Raw genomic sequence first — 15303 nt, 5'->3', positions numbered from 1 at the left:
AAACAGCACTGGACACTCGATGTTTCATGGGGCGACGACACCCAGCAGACGCGGGACAAGGCCGCCGCGCGCAACGTGGCGAGCCTGCGCAGCCGCCGCACCGATGTAACCAATCCTTGAACGCGCGCTTCCCGCCACAACGGGCGGGAAACACTGGCCTTTCCTGTAATGTCCAATACGGAGAGACACGGCAAATGGATAGCGAACCTCAGCCCGCGCCCGAGAGCGCCGCGGGACCAGCCCGGTCATTGACCCCGGCAACGGGATGGCACACCTGGCAGGTCAAACTTCAGTGGGCCGTGCTCGTGCTCGCCACGGCACTTTGCCTGGCCTTGTCCGTGCACGAAGGCGTCGAAGTCTTTGTCATCGGTGCCGTTTTTCTGGCGTCTGGCGTATCCAGCATCGCGGGCTTCGCCTTCTCCGCAGTCTGCGGCGCAATGCTGTTCCATCTCTGCGCTGACCCGGTGCAGGTTGTCCAGATCATGATTGTCTGCAGTATCGCGAACCAGACAGCAATGGTCTGGTCACTCAAACGGGATATCCAGTGGCGGGCGCTGGCTGTTTTCCTGGTCGGCGGCGGGGTCGGACTGCCCCTGGGCATCGCCGTGCTGCTCACGCTGGATCGTCACGTCTACACCCACGTGCTTGGCGTGTTCCTGGTTCTCTACGGGTGCTACATGCTCGCCAGGCGGCCGCTGGTCACCCGGCGCGAGGCGAAGGCACTCGATGTCTTAGCGGGATTTCTCGGCGGCGTCACGGGTGGCGCGGCCGGCTTTCCCGGAGCATTCGTGACCATCTGGTGCGGGTTCAAGGGGTGGAGCAAGGACCGCCAGCGTGCCATGTATCAGCCGTTTATCCTGATCACGCAGGTAGCTGCGCTCGCTGCAATTAGTCTCTTGCGACACTCCGCCGGCAAAACCGGTTTCGCCCCAGCCATTCTGCTCTGCATACCCGGGTCGTTGCTCGGAACCGCGATCGGCATGACGCTCTATAAACGGCTGTCCGACAATCATTTCGCACGGGTCGTGAACCTGCTGTTGATTGTCTCGGGGGTCAGCTACTTCGGATAACTAGAGAATCAGCCGCAGAACGTGCGCACCGTCGAATCTCGCTGTCGCAAGCTTGGCAGAACGTCGCTCCGGCGTGGGCAGCGCCATATTGGCAGCGCTGCATTTGCAATTGGCGAAGTGGTGTGCCGATCATGGGTTTCCTCTGCATGTCGACAAGTCTGCAAGCGTCTTTGTCGCGTGAGCGTAGCGGATGACCCTCGTGGGAATGGCCGCTATCGGCGAGCCTGACGGTCCACTTCCGGGTCGGACTATGCCTTTTGCATGACGCGCATGTGCCAGGTGTTCAGGGCGCGGCGCCGTCGGGCTCTCCTCGGGCCAGAAAGAGACAGTGGACGTTGATGCGGTAGACGTCAGCTAACATTTGAGCAACGGCCGTTCAACCGAACTAGCTCAAGCGCGAACACCGAGGTTGTATGCCGTGCTGTCAAGTTCGTACACGGCAGTCGACCGCCATTTTGGAATCAGTCCGCGGTTGAGATTTTAAAGCTCGGGGCGCGGTCTCTGATGTGCTGCCAAAGCAAATTGGCGATTGGCCCGTGGGGCAAATCGCGTCGGCGCGCCGCGGTGATCTCGACGCGGCCGCCTTGCAGATGTCGGCCGCCGATTGAGAGAAGGCGTCCATCGCGTAGATCGCTCTCAATCAGAAAATCGTGCAGATGACCCCAGGCCGCGCCCTGCAAAATGATTTCCTTCTTCATCAACTGATCGCCGACCGACCACGTTTGGGCACCCTCAATGATGTAGTAATTCGGCCGCGCGATATGGCGTGCCGTGTCGCGAATGACGCACTGAACGTAGCCGCGCATTTGCTCCGGCGTGATCTCCTCCGAAATGGGCATGCGAAGAAAACCCGGCGCGACGACAGGGATGAGTCTGACGGGACACAGATCGATGTACTCGAGCCGCGGATCCGCCTTGTCGATGTGATGAATGATCAGATCGGCTTCGCCGTCAAACAAGCGTTCCCACGGACCTGCAATGGCCTCCACATGCAAATGCAGTTGCGTCGCAGGATGACCGTCGAAGAAAGAACGAAGCAGTGCGAGTACCTCACGCACGGGTGAGAGATCGCCGATCACGACGCGAAGTTCGCGCTCCTCGCCCATGGCCAGTTGCTCGGCATGGTTCTTCAGTCCGCGAAGCTCTTGAAGGAATACGCGCACGTGGTCATGAAACGAGCGACCGGCATCGGTCAGTGCCACGCGATAGCCGCTCCGATCGAGCAAGGTCAGGCCAAGCTGTCCTTCGAGGTTCTTCACCGCGGCAAACACGGTTGGCTGCGTGCGCAAGAGCTTTTCGGCCGCGGGCTGGAAACCGCCTTCCGATACCACCGCGTCGAAGCACTGCAGCTGATACAACGTCAGGCCCTCGATCATCGACGAGTCCTATTAAGTTGATCAAAACTTCATTATTTTTAACAGAATCTCCGATCTCTAGTATTAGACGACACTCGCTGATATGGAGATTTTCATGCGTGCCATCGTTATCAAGCGGTACGGGGGACCCGAGGTACTGAGCATCGAGGAGCGTCCTGATCCGTCCCCGCGGATCGGCCATGTTCTCATCGAGGTGAAGGCTTTTGGCGTGAATCGCGCCGAGACGCATATGCGCGAAGGGAAGTGGCCCGAGGCGACCGAGATAAGTGGAATCGAATGTGTCGGGACTGTGCGTGCCGATCCGGATGGCCGGTTCATGCCGGGTCAAAAGGTCGTCGCATTCATGGGGGGCATGGGCCGAAAGATAAATGGAAGCTATGCCGAGTTGACTTGTGTCCCGGCAAGCAATGTCGTTGCCGTGAATACCGATCTGACCTGGGAGCAACTCGCGGCGATTCCGGAGTCGTATGCGACGGCATGGGCAGCCCTCTTTGGCAATCTTGATCTTGAGTCCGGACAGACCTTGGTTGTTCGTGGCGCCACGTCCGCATTGGGTCGGGCGGCGGTGGATATCGCCGCTCATGCCGGCGTTCGGGTTATCGCCACCACGCGTAACCCGGAACGCGCGCCGTCGCTCGAGGCGCTCGGCGCCAAGGAGGTGTTGCTCGAGGCCCCTGATCTTCCACAGCGTGCGCGCGACTTGCATCCTGACGGCGTTGACGCAGTGTTGGAATTATTGGGCAACAGTACGGTAATCGGTTCACTGACCATGGCCCGGCGGCATGGTCGCCTTTGTCTGGCGGGATTTCTGGGTGGTACCGATCCGATTAACGGCTTCATGCCCGTGGCCCAGATGCCGAGCGGGGTGCATTTCAGCTTCTTCGGCAGTTTTATGTTTGGGGCGCCAGCGTTTCCGACGGCGGAGATTCCAATGCAACTCATCGTCGATCGCGTGGAACATGGCCAATACAAAGCGATGGCCGCGCGGGTCTTCCGATTTGAGGAAATCCGCGAGGCCCATCGGCTGATGGAGACCGACAGCGCGAATGGAAAGATCGTCGTACGGTTGTGAGTGCAGCTATCAAAGCTCGACCACCCGCATAAACCCTCGGACACCCGTTGGAGGCCTTCGATCTTCATATTGGATCCAGCGGTGAATCCGCACCGGGCATCCGTCACCGGCCTGTCCAAGCGAATGGCCGTTGTGCACGGGTAACTGCCATCGAAGCATCGCTGGGTCGAGTGACGGTTGTGGGGTCGACTCCAGCCGCCCCCTCGGACGGTAGTCCGGGTTCCGTCGATCTTTAACGGTTATTGGACGTCTGCCCTCATCCACATGTCCGTGAGTCTGCCGCAGCGCGTATGGGCAGGCGTCGAACAATTCGGTTGACTATGGCGATTGATGATCCGGCATCCTAAGCATTGCTGGAGTACGGCGGTTGCAACTGGATGCTGGAAGCGCCCAGACGTCATGGCCGATGCGATTCACTGGCGCGAGAGGAGGATGAAGTGGGCTTTAGCTGCTTTGACTGGCGCGATCCCACGGAGGCACTCCGCTGAACGCTTCGACCAGGAAGTCGATCATAACGCGCACTCTGGCGCTCAGATGTCGACGGCTCGGGTACATGGCGAGTATGTCGATCTCCGGCAGCCGATAATCCGGCAGCACGTGAACGAGTGTACCGGCACGTAGATCGTCGCCGATCAGGAACGTCGGTTGCCAGATCACGCCTTGGCCAGCGAGCGCTGCAGCGCGTGCCGTGTCGCCATTATTGCTATGCATGTGGCAGTCGACCCTCACAGCGTGGGTCTTGCCGCTACGGTCGATGAGTTGCCACTCATCGCCGGTGGCTGCATAGGTGTACCCGACGCAGCGATGCTGCATCAGGTCCGCCGGCATGGCCGGTTGTCCAAAGTGGGCCAGATACGCCGGCGACGCGCACAGGATGTTTTGCGATGTCGCCAGCTTGCGGGCTGCGTGGCTCGTGGAGCCGGCGCGCGAGATGCGTATCGCGAGATCGTAGCCTTCATCCACGATATCAACGACGCGGTCGATCAGCGCGACGTCGAGCTCAATTCCAGGATGTTTGCGCATGAACTCGGGCCACAGCGCTGCCAGATACCGAATCCCAAAGCTCACAGGCGCATTGATGCGCAGTCTTCCACGCGGTTCGACCGACCCGGATGAAACAAGCCCTTCGGTCTCCGCGACATCGTCGAGAATGGACTTGCAGCGGGCGTAAAGCGTCTCGCCGCCCTCGGTCAGAGATAGCGTACGCGACGTGCGATTGAGCAGGCGCGTGCCGAGATGCGCTTCCAGTTCGTTCACATAGCGGGTGACGTTGGCGGGCGACGTGCCGAGCGCATCGGCTGCGCGCGCAAAGCCGCCGCGGCTCACTACCGTCACGAATACTTCGAAGGCACGCAGGCGGTCCATACCTTCTCCGAACATTCATAAAAGCTGAATGATATGACCATGTTTTATGCCTTTCTGCAAGCAGAACTGAAGCCTATATTTCGCTCACGGGCCGGGGCACAGGGCACTGGCCAATGCGGGACTTCAGGAGATTGAAAATGCAACGCTTGACAGGAAAAGTCGCCATTGTGACCGGTGCCAGTTCAGGGATTGGCCGTGCTACGGCCAGGCTGTTTGCGAAGGAAGGCGCCAAGGTGGTTCTTGCTGCGCGGCGCGCGGCGGAGCTTGAAACGCTCGCTGCGGAGATCGTCAGCGAAGGCGGCGAAGCCGTGTATCTGGCCGGCGACGTTCAGTCGGAGGACTTCGCGAAGGCGCTGGTTGCGCTCGCAGTGGACCGCTTCGGGCGGTTGGATATTGGCTACAACAACGCCGGCACGCTGGGGGAAATGGGGCCGAGCACCGGTATTTCGGAGGCTGGCTGGAACGCGGCGCTGGCGACCAATCTGACCAGCGCCTTCCTCGGTGCGAAGCACCAGATTCCCGAAATGCTGAAACATGGCGGCGGATCGATCATCTTCACGTCGACCTTCGTCGGTTATTCGTTCGCGTTTCCGGGCACTGCGGCCTACGCGGCGAGCAAGGCCGGGCTGATCGGTTTGACCCAGGCGCTGGCCGCAGAGTATGGCGCGCAAGGCGTGCGCGTCAACGCGGTGTTGCCGGGTGCCGTGGACACGGACATGTATCGCGGCATGAACGACACCGACGAGTCGCAGGCGTTCGTGTCCGGACTGCATGCGCTCAAGCGCGTCGCGAAGCCGGAAGAACTCGCACGTTCGGTCCTCTACCTCGCGTCGGACGATTCGTCGTTCGTAACCGGCACCGCATCGCTCGTCGATGGCGGCGCCTCGATTACGCGTACCTGAACCGCCGGGCGGTATCCTGCGGTCAAGACCCGATGCCGCCCTTCGCTACCTTTTTTGAAGCGCCCCGCAGCCGACGAACTCGCGCAACGTTATCCGGCTGCGGAAATTCTGGTTAATAACCTGGGAATCTTCGAGCCGAAACCATTCGAAGCGATCGACGGGCGTTGCGCTGCGAGCCGATGGAGGGGCTATGAGGAGCGCGTTCTAGACGTGACGCTCTCCAGCATCTTCGTACCCAGGAGTCACGGCGGAATGGAGCTGGATCTTCCGTAGGGGTTCAAATTGATCGTCGAACGCGCCCCGAATGCCTCGTGAGAGCCGCCGAGGCGATCTGGCCCGATTCGTGAATACCGCGATCGCAGGCACGCAATGACGCGTGCTCAGGCAAGCACGACCCCTGCGAGGAACGTTGCGAAGTAGTCGTCGTCCAGCCATCCCGAGACGTGCTTTGAGGCTTCGATGCGCCGGATTTCACTCTGTCCTTTATCCGTCAGGACGGCAATCTGTAATGTGGGGAGATACTTCGTGTTGGGGGGAGGTTTCTGATCTACGATCTGAATCAAACCGTGCGAGCGAAGCAACGTGAAGATTGCGGGTCGCTTGTGCCACGGTATTTGTCGATGCAAAGCAAGTCGAAGAGCTTCTAGTACAGCGCCATTATTGAATTCCATGAGGATCCTTCTGGTGTTCGACTGAAACGTCCTGCTGGCCCTGGGTACCTACAGTAGCACATGAAGAGGTTCTGTACGATGACACACAAATACGGAACCTTTCATGTCCAGCGATGATGCCGGCGCGGCGCGCGGCGCCGCTACGTTACTAGCGGTGTTCAACAGCAATCTTGTTGACCATCGGTTCTGCGCGGCGAAATCAGCACGGTACCCGCTAGAATTACGGTTTTAGCCCGGAATATGCCAATGTCTTTTGCCTCGCTTGGCCTGATCGATCCCTTGCTGCGTAATGTGCAAGACCTCAATTACCAGACACCTACGCCGGTGCAGGCCAAGGCGATTCCTGTCGTGCTCAGTGGCAAGGACGTCATGGCTGGGGCACAGACCGGCACTGGTAAAACGGCGGGTTTTGCGCTGCCGCTGTTGCAACGGCTGGTGCAACACGGTCCGGCGGTGTCCAGCAACCGCGCGCGCGTGCTGGTGCTGGTGCCCACGCGTGAACTGGCTGAGCAAGTGCTGCAAAGCTTTGTCGCTTACGGCAAAGGCCTCGACTTACGATATCTGGCAGCCTACGGCGGCGTGAGCATCAACCCGCAGATGATGAAGTTGCGCAAAGGCGTGGATGTGCTCGTTGCCACGCCGGGCCGTTTGCTGGATCTCAATCGCCAGAACGCTGTGCAGTTCGATCAGGTACAAACTCTGGTGCTGGATGAAGCCGACCGCATGCTGGATCTGGGCTTTGCGCGCGAACTCAACGCCGTCTTTGCTGCCTTGCCCGCCCAGCGTCAGACCCTGCTGTTCTCTGCCACGTTTACTGACGATATCCGCGCCATGGCGGCGGGCATTCTGCGCAGCCCGGTCAATATCACCGTCAGCCCGCCCAATGCGACGGCCAGCAAGATCAAGCAGTGGGTGGTGCCCGTGGATAAGAGGAACAAGCCTGATCTCTTCATGCACCTCGTGGCCGAGAACAACTGGGAGCACGCGCTGGTGTTCGTCAAAACCCGCAGTGGCGTGGATTACCTCGCGGCCATGCTGGATGAAGCGGGCTATGCAGTCGACACCATCCACGGCGACAAACCGCAACCCGCGCGGCTGCGCGCGCTGGAGCGCTTCAAGACGGGTGAAGTCAATATGCTGGTAGCCACCGATGTGGCCGCGCGCGGGCTGGATATCGACGACCTGCCGTTGGTGATCAACGTTGATCTGCCGATCGTGGCGCAAGACTATGTGCACCGTATTGGCCGTACCGGCCGCGCGGGAGCCAGCGGCGTGGCGGTGTCGCTCGTGTGTGCCGATGAAGCGCCGCAACTGGCCGCGATTGAAGCGCTGATCCGGCAAACGCTGCCCCGCAAAGAAGAGCCAGGTTTTGAAGCCGAACACCGCGTGCCGCAAACCAGCGCGACGGGCGAACTCATCAAAAAACCGAAAAAGCCCAAGAAGCCCAAAGTGCCCCGAGCCGCGCCGGACGCCATGCAGGCGACCAGCAAAAATCGGCGCCCGCAAAATGGCGAAAACAAGCGCAAACCTGCGACGCAGCGCACTGTTGCCGCGGCCAAGGGCACAAGTTTCACGAGCGGTAGCCCATTCAGCGTGCAAAAGCCACGCAGCAAGCCTGCCAGCAAGCCAGCTGCGGGTTCGCGCACGCCGGCTGGCAAACCCGCTGGTGCTCGCGGCAAACGCCAACCCTGACTGCGCCCTTTGCGCGAATCGGAGTCCGAATCCACCGGAATGGTTGTGCGAAAAATGGCGCGCTCATCTGACTGAGGGCGGTTTCGTCGTCGCCTCAGAGATCTTTCGCACGGCCTATAGTCGATTCTCAGTAACCGCAGTTTCGAATTCCATCCGGTACCGCCGTGCGAGTTCGGATGCGATTTCGCGCAGTGATTCGCGATCGGTCGCCAGTGCATTGGCAACCGCATCGGCAAGATTGCCCGGATTCACAACGCCGGCGAGACCCGCTGCTTCCCATGTCCGCACATAAGCCGCATGCTTGTTTCCCTCGAACAGATGATCAGGATGACTGATGTTGACGCGGGGGAGCGCATACGCCATCGCGACGATGCGGCCGTGCAGGCTGCTGCCGCAATAGATGCGGCTCCCAGCGATCAGCGCACAGATGTCCCAGACGTTCAGCGAGACAAACACGCGAACGTGAACCGCGCGCAGTCGAGCGGCGAGCCGCTCGTACACCGCCAGGTCGTCGTGCAAGGGGGCGGCGCCCGCGCGAAACAGCACAATACCCAAATAGTGCCCCCGCGCCGCGAGTTCGAGTTGGGTGGCCAGTGTATCGAGCGTTGCATCGTCGCCGAAGTCAGCGCTGAATTGCACGGCTGCATAACCGTGCGGCAACGCCTGCCGCAAGTCGCGCAGCGCGAGGTTGGCGGCGTGCCGGCATATTGCCGTGCCGAACAGGGCGGCTGTCATCGTGGCGGGGTCCGGTATCAGCCGGGCTGCGATGCCCCGATGCGCGAGCAGCGCCTGTGTTTGGCCGTCGCGCACGCTCACCGCGTCCGCGGATTGCAGCGCGGTGAGTACGTCGGCGCCCAACTGCGCATTGCGCACATCGAGATCCACGCCCCCCACCGCGTTGAACGAGAGATGCTTCACGCGCACGCCCGGCAACGCGGACTTCGAAAGCACATACGGCGCGAGCGACGCCGCGCCAACATGCCGGAGCGCCCACGCGCGCCCCTCGCGCAGCCATGTATCCTCGTCGGCAACGAGCGCCGGCACGCGCCGCGGCGGCGCGAGCATCACGGCGGCCTCCCACGCATTGCAGGTCAGCAACTCGCCGCCTGCGTGGATCACGTTCACCGAGCGGCCGCCTGCGAACGCGGCGATGCGCGCGAGCGCGACGGTGGCTGGCCCGCCATCACCATGCGGATCGCGCGCGGCTAGCCCGGCGAACAGCAGTTCGCGGCGTTGCAGCATGCGCGCCGCCACCCGCGCGATCAGCAGGTCGCCAAAGTTGTGCCGGTCGAACGCGCCGAAGATCACCGTGGGCTCGGAAGCCATGCGGGCCTCAGGTCGTACTTCTGTTCAATATCAGCTAGTCCCATAATCTTTTCGATCCTTACGGCGCCGCAGCATTAAGTTTGGGCCGCAAATCAGGCCGCAAGGTGCCGCTCCTCATACTGACATAAGGAAACCTTAAGCATTCCTGGGGAAACTGTCGGCCTTGCCGACGTGTTTTTCCTGGGTATGAGAACCGTCTACTCCGAACTGAAGAGCGCGCGCCTGCGCCCTACGTCCAGCCGCGTGGCCGTGCTGAAGGTATTTCATGATGCGCCGCACGAGCATCTGACTGCCGACCAGGTCTTTCGCCGCATTGCGAAAGACGTGGAGCAATGCAGCCTCGCGAGCGTATATCGCGCGCTTGCGCAGCTGATGGAATCGTCGCTGCTCGACAGCACATGGATTGGCGAAACACGCGTGGTGTACGAACTCGGGCGTGGTGCGCCGCATGCGCATCTCGTGTGCGAGAGCTGCAAGACCGTGGTGGACATCGACGAGCCCACGCTGCAGGAACAGCACGCCGCCATCGCGGCGGCGAAGCGCTTTCGCTATACGCATTCGAGTCTTGTCGTTTTCGGGCTTTGCGCCCAGTGCGCCGCGGCGGCGTCGTGATCTGCTGCATCGCCGGCGCAAGATTCAAGGTGTGACGACGACCTTCCCGAACTGCTCGTTCGACTCCAGATAGCGGTGCGCCTCGACGATCTGCTCGTAGGTATCCTCGCTATGACGGGCAGTACTGCCTCCACTTTCAAGCCGTCCAGAATGAAGGCTTTGGCGCGCGCCAGCCAGTCAGGATTGCCAACGACCTCATGGACCAGTTAGCCGCGCAACGTAAGCGTTTTGTCCACAATTCGGATCGACACTGGTAACGGATCGTTTCGAATATCGTGCACGCGAGTTCGGGCGTGGCAATCATCGGGAAGTCGACGCCGATGGCGCCCGGTTCCAGCGCGGTCTTGACGAGCCAGGGCTCGGTCCACGGAACCGCACGATGGGCGTGATCGGCGTGCCGCGCGTGGCGCGCACCACCGCGTGGAGCTTTGCATGTTGATGGGGCCGTGCTCCATGTCGAAGACCAGGCCCCCACGCCTCTCACCGCGAGTGCCTGCACGAGCCCCATGCTCGGCAGCTCGACCATGAAAGCGGACAGGTTTTCGCCGGCCGCGAGTTTGGCCTTGGCGCTATTGTGGCGGGCTGGCAGGGCGGACATGTCCTTCTCCATTAGCCGGGGCGGCGTATTTATGCCAGGGCTTGCCTGCTTCGCGCTTGCTCGCGCAAGCAGCTTGAGCGCATCGTCGCCCCATACCGGCTACCATGACATTCCGCCTGCAGTCTCGCGCTGACTCGCAACGACTTGCGCGGCGAAATAACCGGAATACAGGAGCGAAAGAAAATGCTTTTCCGCAAGACGATGTTGGCCGTAGCCGCATTCAGCGCCGTGCTGGCCAGTGCCAGTGCGAATGCCCAGATCGCGGGCGCGCAGCCCTTGAGCGTTTCGGTCGAGCAGTCGCAGGCGCTGCTCGAAGGCTGGAGCGTGAAAAAGAGCGTACTTGGCAAGCCCGTTTATAACGACGACAACGCGAAGATCGGCACCGTGCGCGACCTGATCGTGGCGCCGGACGGCTCGGTTTCCGCGGCTATCGTTTCGGCGGGCGGTTTCCTCGGCGTCGGCTCGCACGACGTGGCCGTGCCCATCGCCTCGCTCGACGTGCGCCAGGGCAATCTCTATCTGCCCGGCGCAACCAAGGAAGCGCTGAAGGCCACGCCCGCGTTCCAGTACGCGAAGGTCGAATCGCCGCCGAAGCCGAAGAAGGCCGAGAAGCAGCAGTAAGTTAGAGCCGTCGCGTTTCAGCAGCCGCACTTCCAGTCCGGCTGCTGCAACGCCATGCCATGCAGACCGCGATATTCGGCGACAGGCGGCGAAGACCAGCCTGCCAGCAGCGCGGGCGCCAGCCGGTAGATCTCGATGCCGAGCGGCCGGCAAACCTCCAGCGGGTCGCGTGCATCGGGTCCCCACATCGGCAATGAAAGGTCGCCGCCGGGGCAGGTCGAAAGCGCGCACAACAGGTCGATTTCGGCGAAAAACTCGAGGTAGTCGCCCTTCTTCGCCGGGCAGGCCTTCATGAAGTACTTGTCTTCCAGATTGAGGCCCGTGCACTGGAACACGTTGAGCACGTCGTGCACGTCGTATTCGGTGAGCCCGTACGGCGCGATGGCGCGCGTGAGATTCGAGTGGCAGTGGAAATGAAAGTCCTCGCCGGTCAGCATGCGGTTCACGTAGGGGTCGCAGCGCGTGCCGAGCAGATCGTGAACGCGCCCGCCATGCTCGTCCACGCCGTAGCCGGCGAGGCTGTCGTCCGTGATGGTGACGAGCGGGCGCAGGAAGGGCAGCGTCGACCACAGGCGGTCGAAAGTGCTCACATGCGCCTGCTGGAGCTGGCGCGTGCGCGAAGCCCACATGCGTTCGCGCGGATCGTGCCGGTTCCACAAGTTGAGGTCGGCCACCTGCGGCCCTTCTATCGTCACGATGCGGAACACGTGCCCCGCGGGCGCGCTCCAGGCTTGCCCCGAGCGTATCGGCACGACGATCGATTCGATCAGCTCGCGCTGATCCTTCTCTTCGGCGATGCGGCGGTAAAAGGGCTTGTTCACGTCGAGCGCGGAACCTTTGGTGGACTGATAGGCGGCGGGATAATTCAGCATTGCCTCGTACTCCTGTATGAACGACCTGTGCCCGCTTTCGCGATGCCGATGGCGCACAGCGCAGTCTTCGCGGGATGTCTGCTGGGGAGTATAGGAATCGCGCAACGGTAAGCCCAGGTTTGTTCAACGATCGTGAGGTTGGGGATTCACGGACTTTTCAGCATGTTCGGGCCTGCCTGCGCGCACGGCGCCTTCGTGTAGAGTTCGCTTACTTCATGACAGCGGCGCCAGCTTGCGAAGCGCGCGCAGCCCAACGAGACGCGAAGGTACATGATCAGACTGGAAGACCTCGTCATCTTTATCAATGCGGCAGACAACGGGAGCCTCTCGGCCGCCGCGCGCCAACTCAATCTCACGCCCGCCGTGGCGAGCGCGGGCCTCAAGCGCCTCGAAACCGAACTTGGCACGCGCCTGCTCGCACGATCCACACGCAGCCTGCGCCTCACGCAGGACGGCGCGCGCTACCTCGAATACGCGCGCGGCGTCATGGAGCAGGTCGAGGCCGGCCAGAACGCCGTGGCGCATGGGCGCAAGATGATCGGCGGCACGGTGTCGCTGTCGATTCCTTCCGACCTCGGCCGCAACGTGCTCGCGCCCTGGCTCGACGATTTTCAGACGCAGCATCCTCCGGTTTCGTTCCAGGTGCACATTGGCGACCGCGTGACCGACATGTTCCGCTCGCCCGTTGCAGTGGCCGTTCGCTATGGCGTGCCCGAAGATTCCTCGCTCGTCGCGCTGCCGCTCGCGCCCGACAACCGGCGCGCGCTGTGCGCCGCGCCCGGCTATTTCGCGCGTCACGGCAAACCCGCGACGCCTGCCGATCTCTCGGGCCACAACTGTCTGCGCTTCGCGCTGAGCGATACACTGCACGACCGCTGGACCTTCTACCGCGGCGACGAAGCGAGCGTCGTGAACGTGCACGGCAACCGTAGCAGCGACGACGGCGAACTCGTGCGCCGCTGGGCCGTGGCGGGGCACGGCCTCGCGTACAAGTCGCGTCTGGACGTGCTCGCCGATATTCAGGCGGGACGCCTCGAAACCGCGCTCGAGGCGTTTCAGGGCGAAGGTGCGCCGCTGCATCTTGTCTGCGCGCACCGCACGATGCTCTCGCCGACCGTCAACGCACTGCGCGACGTGCTGCGCGAGCGCATCGCCGCGTACCTCGCCTGATATTTGATTCCGCGGTAGGTCCGCTCGCTGGTCCGATACCCGGCCGGGTCGCCCCCCGATCTTCAAAGCAGCTTTGAAGCTGAATTCGGCGTTTGCCGCTAGGCGCGCCCGGCGCGCGGGCCGATTATTCGTACCAACACGAACGGCACGGAGACTTGCATGATCGTCGCGATAGGCCGCTTTTACCTGCGAGCCGACAAGATTTCGCATTTCGAGGCGGCCTGGCTGCGCGTATGCCCGTTACTCACGGACAAGCCGGGTTATCGCGGGCACCGCCTCGGTCCGCAGTGCGAAGATGAAGGTTGCTACGTGCTGGAAGTGCAATGGGACTCCCTCGACGCGCAGAGCGCGTTCATGCTGCATGGCGATTTCCAGAGCTTTCTGCACACACTGTGGCCGTACTTCTCGGCGGACCCCGACCTCTATCACTTCGAGCCGCACGTTCAACAAAGCCGGTTTCCCGCAATTTGACTGTCTGGAGGTATTCACGATGAAAGCGATTGGTTATTACCGCAATCTCCCCATCAGCGAGCCCGAATCGCTGATCGATCTCGAGGTCCCCGAGCCGCAGCCGGGCCCGCGCGATCTGCTCGTTGAAGTGCATGCCGTGTCGGTGAACCCGGTCGACGTGAAGGTGCGCGCGAACAAAGCGCCCGAAAACGGCGAGCCGAAAGTGATCGGCTGGGACGCGAGCGGCGTCGTGCGCGCCGTGGGCCGTGACGTGACGCTCTTCAAGCCGGGCGACCGGGTGTGGTATGCGGGCTCGCTGCTGCGCCCTGGCACCAACAGCGAATTGCACGTGGTGGACGAGCGCATCGTGGGCCGCATGCCGCAAAGCCTCAACTTCGCGGAGGCGGCTGCGTTGCCGCTCACCTCCATCACGGCGTGGGAGTTGCTTTTCGACCGCCTCAAGGTGCCCGAGGGCACGGCGCCGTCCGGCGACTCGCTGCTCGTGATCGGCGCGGCGCGCGGCGTCGGTTCGATTCTCGTGCAGTTGGCGCGCAAGCTCACGGGCCTCACGGTGATCGGCACGGCGTCGCGGCCTGAAACGTCGAAGTGGGTGAGCGAGCTGGGCGCCCATCGCGTCATCGATCATACGAAGCCGCTTTCGCAGGAACTCAAGCGTATCGGCATGGAAGGCGTGGACTATATCGCGAGCCTGAATCAGACCGACCGTCACTTCGACGAGATCGTCGCCTCGATTAATCCGCAGGGGCATCTCGCGCTGATCGACGACCCGGAACTGGTCGACTTCCGCAAGCTCAAGACCAAGAGCGTGGCCCTGCATTGGGAGTTCATGTTTACGCGCTCGATGTTCGGGACGAAAGATCAGATTCGCCAGCATGATCTGCTCGAGCGCATGGCTTCGCTCATCGACGAAGGCGTGTTGCGCACGACGCTCAACGAGAGCTTCGGGACCATCAATGCGGCGAACCTGCGCCGGGCGCACGAGCTCGTGGAAACCAACCGCTCGCGCGGCAAGCTCGTGCTCGAAGGGTTTTAAAGCGCGCCGTCCGTCACTCGGATGCGCGGTCGAACGCACAATCGGCCGTGCTCACGAGCGTGACGAACGGGTGCTCAAGGTGCGTCAGCGCGCAGTTTCGGGGCGCTTCCAGTGCGCGTTGGCCTGCTTGTCCGTGATGCGGACGTTCGCCAGCAGCGGCTTATAGCCTCTCAGGACGATTTCGCTAATCGCGAGAAGCTCGGAGCGAAAGATGTTCTCGGCGAATTTGCTGCCGTCCGCGAACTCCAGGGCGTAGCCATCGATTGGTCCCCATTGGCCTCTCGGTAACGGTTCGACATAGACGTCCATGATCAATCTCCATTGATTAACAAGCGAATAAGAAGCGTCGATTGGATTCAGTCTATCGCAGTGAAAGACGGCATCCTCGCGGGTTTTCGGCGCTGAAATTTCCTTGTGGTTCAATGGTTTACGCGATGTCTTTCACGATAAGA

At 61.8% G+C, this 15303-nt stretch carries 16 protein-coding genes; 9 read left to right on the top strand and 7 right to left on the bottom strand.

What is annotated here, in order from left to right:
• Positions 1-194: 194 nt before the first annotated feature.
• The gene (locus M3I53_RS05765; protein ID WP_254315008.1) at positions 195-1070 is read left to right on the top strand and encodes a sulfite exporter TauE/SafE family protein; all 876 of its coding nucleotides are present in this window, start codon (positions 195-197) and stop codon (positions 1068-1070) included.
• A 461-nt stretch (positions 1071-1531) separates the two neighbouring features.
• Here the strand turns inward: M3I53_RS05765 and M3I53_RS05760 are convergent, their stop codons facing one another.
• Entirely contained in the window at positions 1532-2446 is a 915-nt protein-coding gene (locus M3I53_RS05760) for a LysR family transcriptional regulator (RefSeq protein WP_302057559.1), read from the bottom strand.
• Positions 2447-2540: 94 nt separating this feature from the next.
• Here M3I53_RS05760 and M3I53_RS05755 point away from each other — a divergent pair, with 94 nt between their 5' ends.
• Positions 2541-3518, top strand: a complete 978-nt coding sequence (locus M3I53_RS05755; protein ID WP_254315007.1) for a zinc-binding dehydrogenase — start codon at positions 2541-2543, stop codon at positions 3516-3518.
• Between the two features lie 444 nt (positions 3519-3962).
• Here M3I53_RS05755 and M3I53_RS05750 read toward each other — a convergent pair whose 3' ends face one another.
• On the bottom strand, positions 3963-4883 hold the full coding sequence (locus M3I53_RS05750) for a LysR family transcriptional regulator (protein WP_254315006.1): 921 nt from the start codon (positions 4881-4883) through the stop codon (positions 3963-3965).
• A gap of 137 nt (positions 4884-5020) precedes the next feature.
• Here M3I53_RS05750 and M3I53_RS05745 point away from each other — a divergent pair, with 137 nt between their 5' ends.
• Entirely contained in the window at positions 5021-5785 is a 765-nt protein-coding gene (locus M3I53_RS05745; protein WP_254315005.1) for an SDR family oxidoreductase, read from the top strand.
• A 380-nt stretch (positions 5786-6165) separates the two neighbouring features.
• On the opposite strand, the gene M3I53_RS05740 is transcribed toward M3I53_RS05745, so the two are convergent.
• A complete protein-coding gene (locus M3I53_RS05740; protein WP_254315004.1) occupies positions 6166-6456 on the bottom strand; it encodes a hypothetical protein in 291 nt (96 codons plus the stop codon).
• A 246-nt stretch (positions 6457-6702) separates the two neighbouring features.
• Here M3I53_RS05740 and M3I53_RS05735 point away from each other — a divergent pair, with 246 nt between their 5' ends.
• Entirely contained in the window at positions 6703-8148 is a 1446-nt protein-coding gene (locus M3I53_RS05735; protein WP_254315003.1) for a DEAD/DEAH box helicase, read from the top strand.
• Between the two features lie 114 nt (positions 8149-8262).
• On the opposite strand, the gene M3I53_RS05730 is transcribed toward M3I53_RS05735, so the two are convergent.
• Entirely contained in the window at positions 8263-9474 is a 1212-nt protein-coding gene (locus M3I53_RS05730) for a polysaccharide pyruvyl transferase family protein (RefSeq protein WP_254315002.1), read from the bottom strand.
• Positions 9475-9660: 186 nt separating this feature from the next.
• On the opposite strand from M3I53_RS05730, the gene M3I53_RS05725 reads away from it, so the two are divergent.
• The gene (locus tag M3I53_RS05725) at positions 9661-10086 is read left to right on the top strand and encodes a Fur family transcriptional regulator (protein ID WP_254315001.1); all 426 of its coding nucleotides are present in this window, start codon (positions 9661-9663) and stop codon (positions 10084-10086) included.
• Between the two features lie 136 nt (positions 10087-10222).
• Here the strand turns inward: M3I53_RS05725 and M3I53_RS05715 are convergent, their stop codons facing one another.
• A complete protein-coding gene (locus M3I53_RS05715; RefSeq protein WP_254315000.1) occupies positions 10223-10684 on the bottom strand; it encodes a hypothetical protein in 462 nt (153 codons plus the stop codon).
• A gap of 183 nt (positions 10685-10867) precedes the next feature.
• Here M3I53_RS05715 and M3I53_RS05710 point away from each other — a divergent pair, with 183 nt between their 5' ends.
• On the top strand, positions 10868-11305 hold the full coding sequence (locus M3I53_RS05710; RefSeq protein ID WP_254314999.1) for a PRC-barrel domain-containing protein: 438 nt from the start codon (positions 10868-10870) through the stop codon (positions 11303-11305).
• A gap of 17 nt (positions 11306-11322) precedes the next feature.
• Here M3I53_RS05710 and M3I53_RS05705 read toward each other — a convergent pair whose 3' ends face one another.
• Positions 11323-12177: a DUF1989 domain-containing protein gene (locus tag M3I53_RS05705; RefSeq protein ID WP_254314998.1), complete on the bottom strand. Its 855-nt coding sequence runs from the start codon at positions 12175-12177 to the stop codon at positions 11323-11325.
• Between the two features lie 270 nt (positions 12178-12447).
• Between M3I53_RS05705 and M3I53_RS05700 the strand changes: the two genes are divergently transcribed.
• The 3 genes from M3I53_RS05700 (at position 12448) to M3I53_RS05690 (ending at position 14851) form a co-directional block, all read left to right on the top strand.
• Positions 12448-13347 (top strand): LysR family transcriptional regulator, encoded by a 900-nt coding sequence (locus M3I53_RS05700; protein WP_254314997.1) that lies wholly within the window; start codon positions 12448-12450, stop codon positions 13345-13347.
• Between the two features lie 159 nt (positions 13348-13506).
• Entirely contained in the window at positions 13507-13818 is a 312-nt protein-coding gene (locus tag M3I53_RS05695) for an antibiotic biosynthesis monooxygenase (RefSeq protein WP_254314996.1), read from the top strand.
• 19 nt (positions 13819-13837) lie between these two features.
• Positions 13838-14851 (top strand): zinc-binding alcohol dehydrogenase family protein, encoded by a 1014-nt coding sequence (locus M3I53_RS05690; RefSeq protein WP_254314995.1) that lies wholly within the window; start codon positions 13838-13840, stop codon positions 14849-14851.
• Between the two features lie 84 nt (positions 14852-14935).
• On the opposite strand, the gene M3I53_RS05685 is transcribed toward M3I53_RS05690, so the two are convergent.
• On the bottom strand, positions 14936-15160 hold the full coding sequence (locus M3I53_RS05685) for a hypothetical protein (RefSeq protein ID WP_254314994.1): 225 nt from the start codon (positions 15158-15160) through the stop codon (positions 14936-14938).
• Between the last annotated feature and the right edge of the window lie 143 nt (positions 15161-15303).

This window comes from Paraburkholderia sp. CNPSo 3272, assembly GCF_024206495.1.
Lineage (GTDB): Bacteria > Pseudomonadota > Gammaproteobacteria > Burkholderiales > Burkholderiaceae > Paraburkholderia.
Note: the sequence above shows the minus strand (reverse complement) of the source record. Positions and strands in the feature narration are given on the sequence as shown.

What these genes read in the sequence shown, in the direction of transcription:
- M3I53_RS05765 (WP_254315008.1), top strand. Translation starts at nt 195, where the DNA reads ATGGATAGCGAACCTCAGCCCGCGCCCGAGAGCGCCGCGGGACCAGCC.
- M3I53_RS05760 (WP_302057559.1), bottom strand. Translation starts at nt 2,446, where the DNA reads ATGATCGAGGGCCTGACGTTGTATCAGCTGCAGTGCTTCGACGCGGTG.
- M3I53_RS05755 (WP_254315007.1), top strand. Translation starts at nt 2,541, where the DNA reads ATGCGTGCCATCGTTATCAAGCGGTACGGGGGACCCGAGGTACTGAGC.
- M3I53_RS05750 (WP_254315006.1), bottom strand. Translation starts at nt 4,883, where the DNA reads ATGGACCGCCTGCGTGCCTTCGAAGTATTCGTGACGGTAGTGAGCCGC.
- M3I53_RS05745 (WP_254315005.1), top strand. Translation starts at nt 5,021, where the DNA reads ATGCAACGCTTGACAGGAAAAGTCGCCATTGTGACCGGTGCCAGTTCA.
- M3I53_RS05740 (WP_254315004.1), bottom strand. Translation starts at nt 6,456, where the DNA reads ATGGAATTCAATAATGGCGCTGTACTAGAAGCTCTTCGACTTGCTTTG.
- M3I53_RS05735 (WP_254315003.1), top strand. Translation starts at nt 6,703, where the DNA reads ATGTCTTTTGCCTCGCTTGGCCTGATCGATCCCTTGCTGCGTAATGTG.
- M3I53_RS05730 (WP_254315002.1), bottom strand. Translation starts at nt 9,474, where the DNA reads ATGGCTTCCGAGCCCACGGTGATCTTCGGCGCGTTCGACCGGCACAAC.
- M3I53_RS05725 (WP_254315001.1), top strand. Translation starts at nt 9,661, where the DNA reads ATGAGAACCGTCTACTCCGAACTGAAGAGCGCGCGCCTGCGCCCTACG.
- M3I53_RS05715 (WP_254315000.1), bottom strand. Translation starts at nt 10,684, where the DNA reads ATGTCCGCCCTGCCAGCCCGCCACAATAGCGCCAAGGCCAAACTCGCG.
- M3I53_RS05710 (WP_254314999.1), top strand. Translation starts at nt 10,868, where the DNA reads ATGCTTTTCCGCAAGACGATGTTGGCCGTAGCCGCATTCAGCGCCGTG.
- M3I53_RS05705 (WP_254314998.1), bottom strand. Translation starts at nt 12,177, where the DNA reads ATGCTGAATTATCCCGCCGCCTATCAGTCCACCAAAGGTTCCGCGCTC.
- M3I53_RS05700 (WP_254314997.1), top strand. Translation starts at nt 12,448, where the DNA reads ATGATCAGACTGGAAGACCTCGTCATCTTTATCAATGCGGCAGACAAC.
- M3I53_RS05695 (WP_254314996.1), top strand. Translation starts at nt 13,507, where the DNA reads ATGATCGTCGCGATAGGCCGCTTTTACCTGCGAGCCGACAAGATTTCG.
- M3I53_RS05690 (WP_254314995.1), top strand. Translation starts at nt 13,838, where the DNA reads ATGAAAGCGATTGGTTATTACCGCAATCTCCCCATCAGCGAGCCCGAA.
- M3I53_RS05685 (WP_254314994.1), bottom strand. Translation starts at nt 15,160, where the DNA reads ATGGACGTCTATGTCGAACCGTTACCGAGAGGCCAATGGGGACCAATC.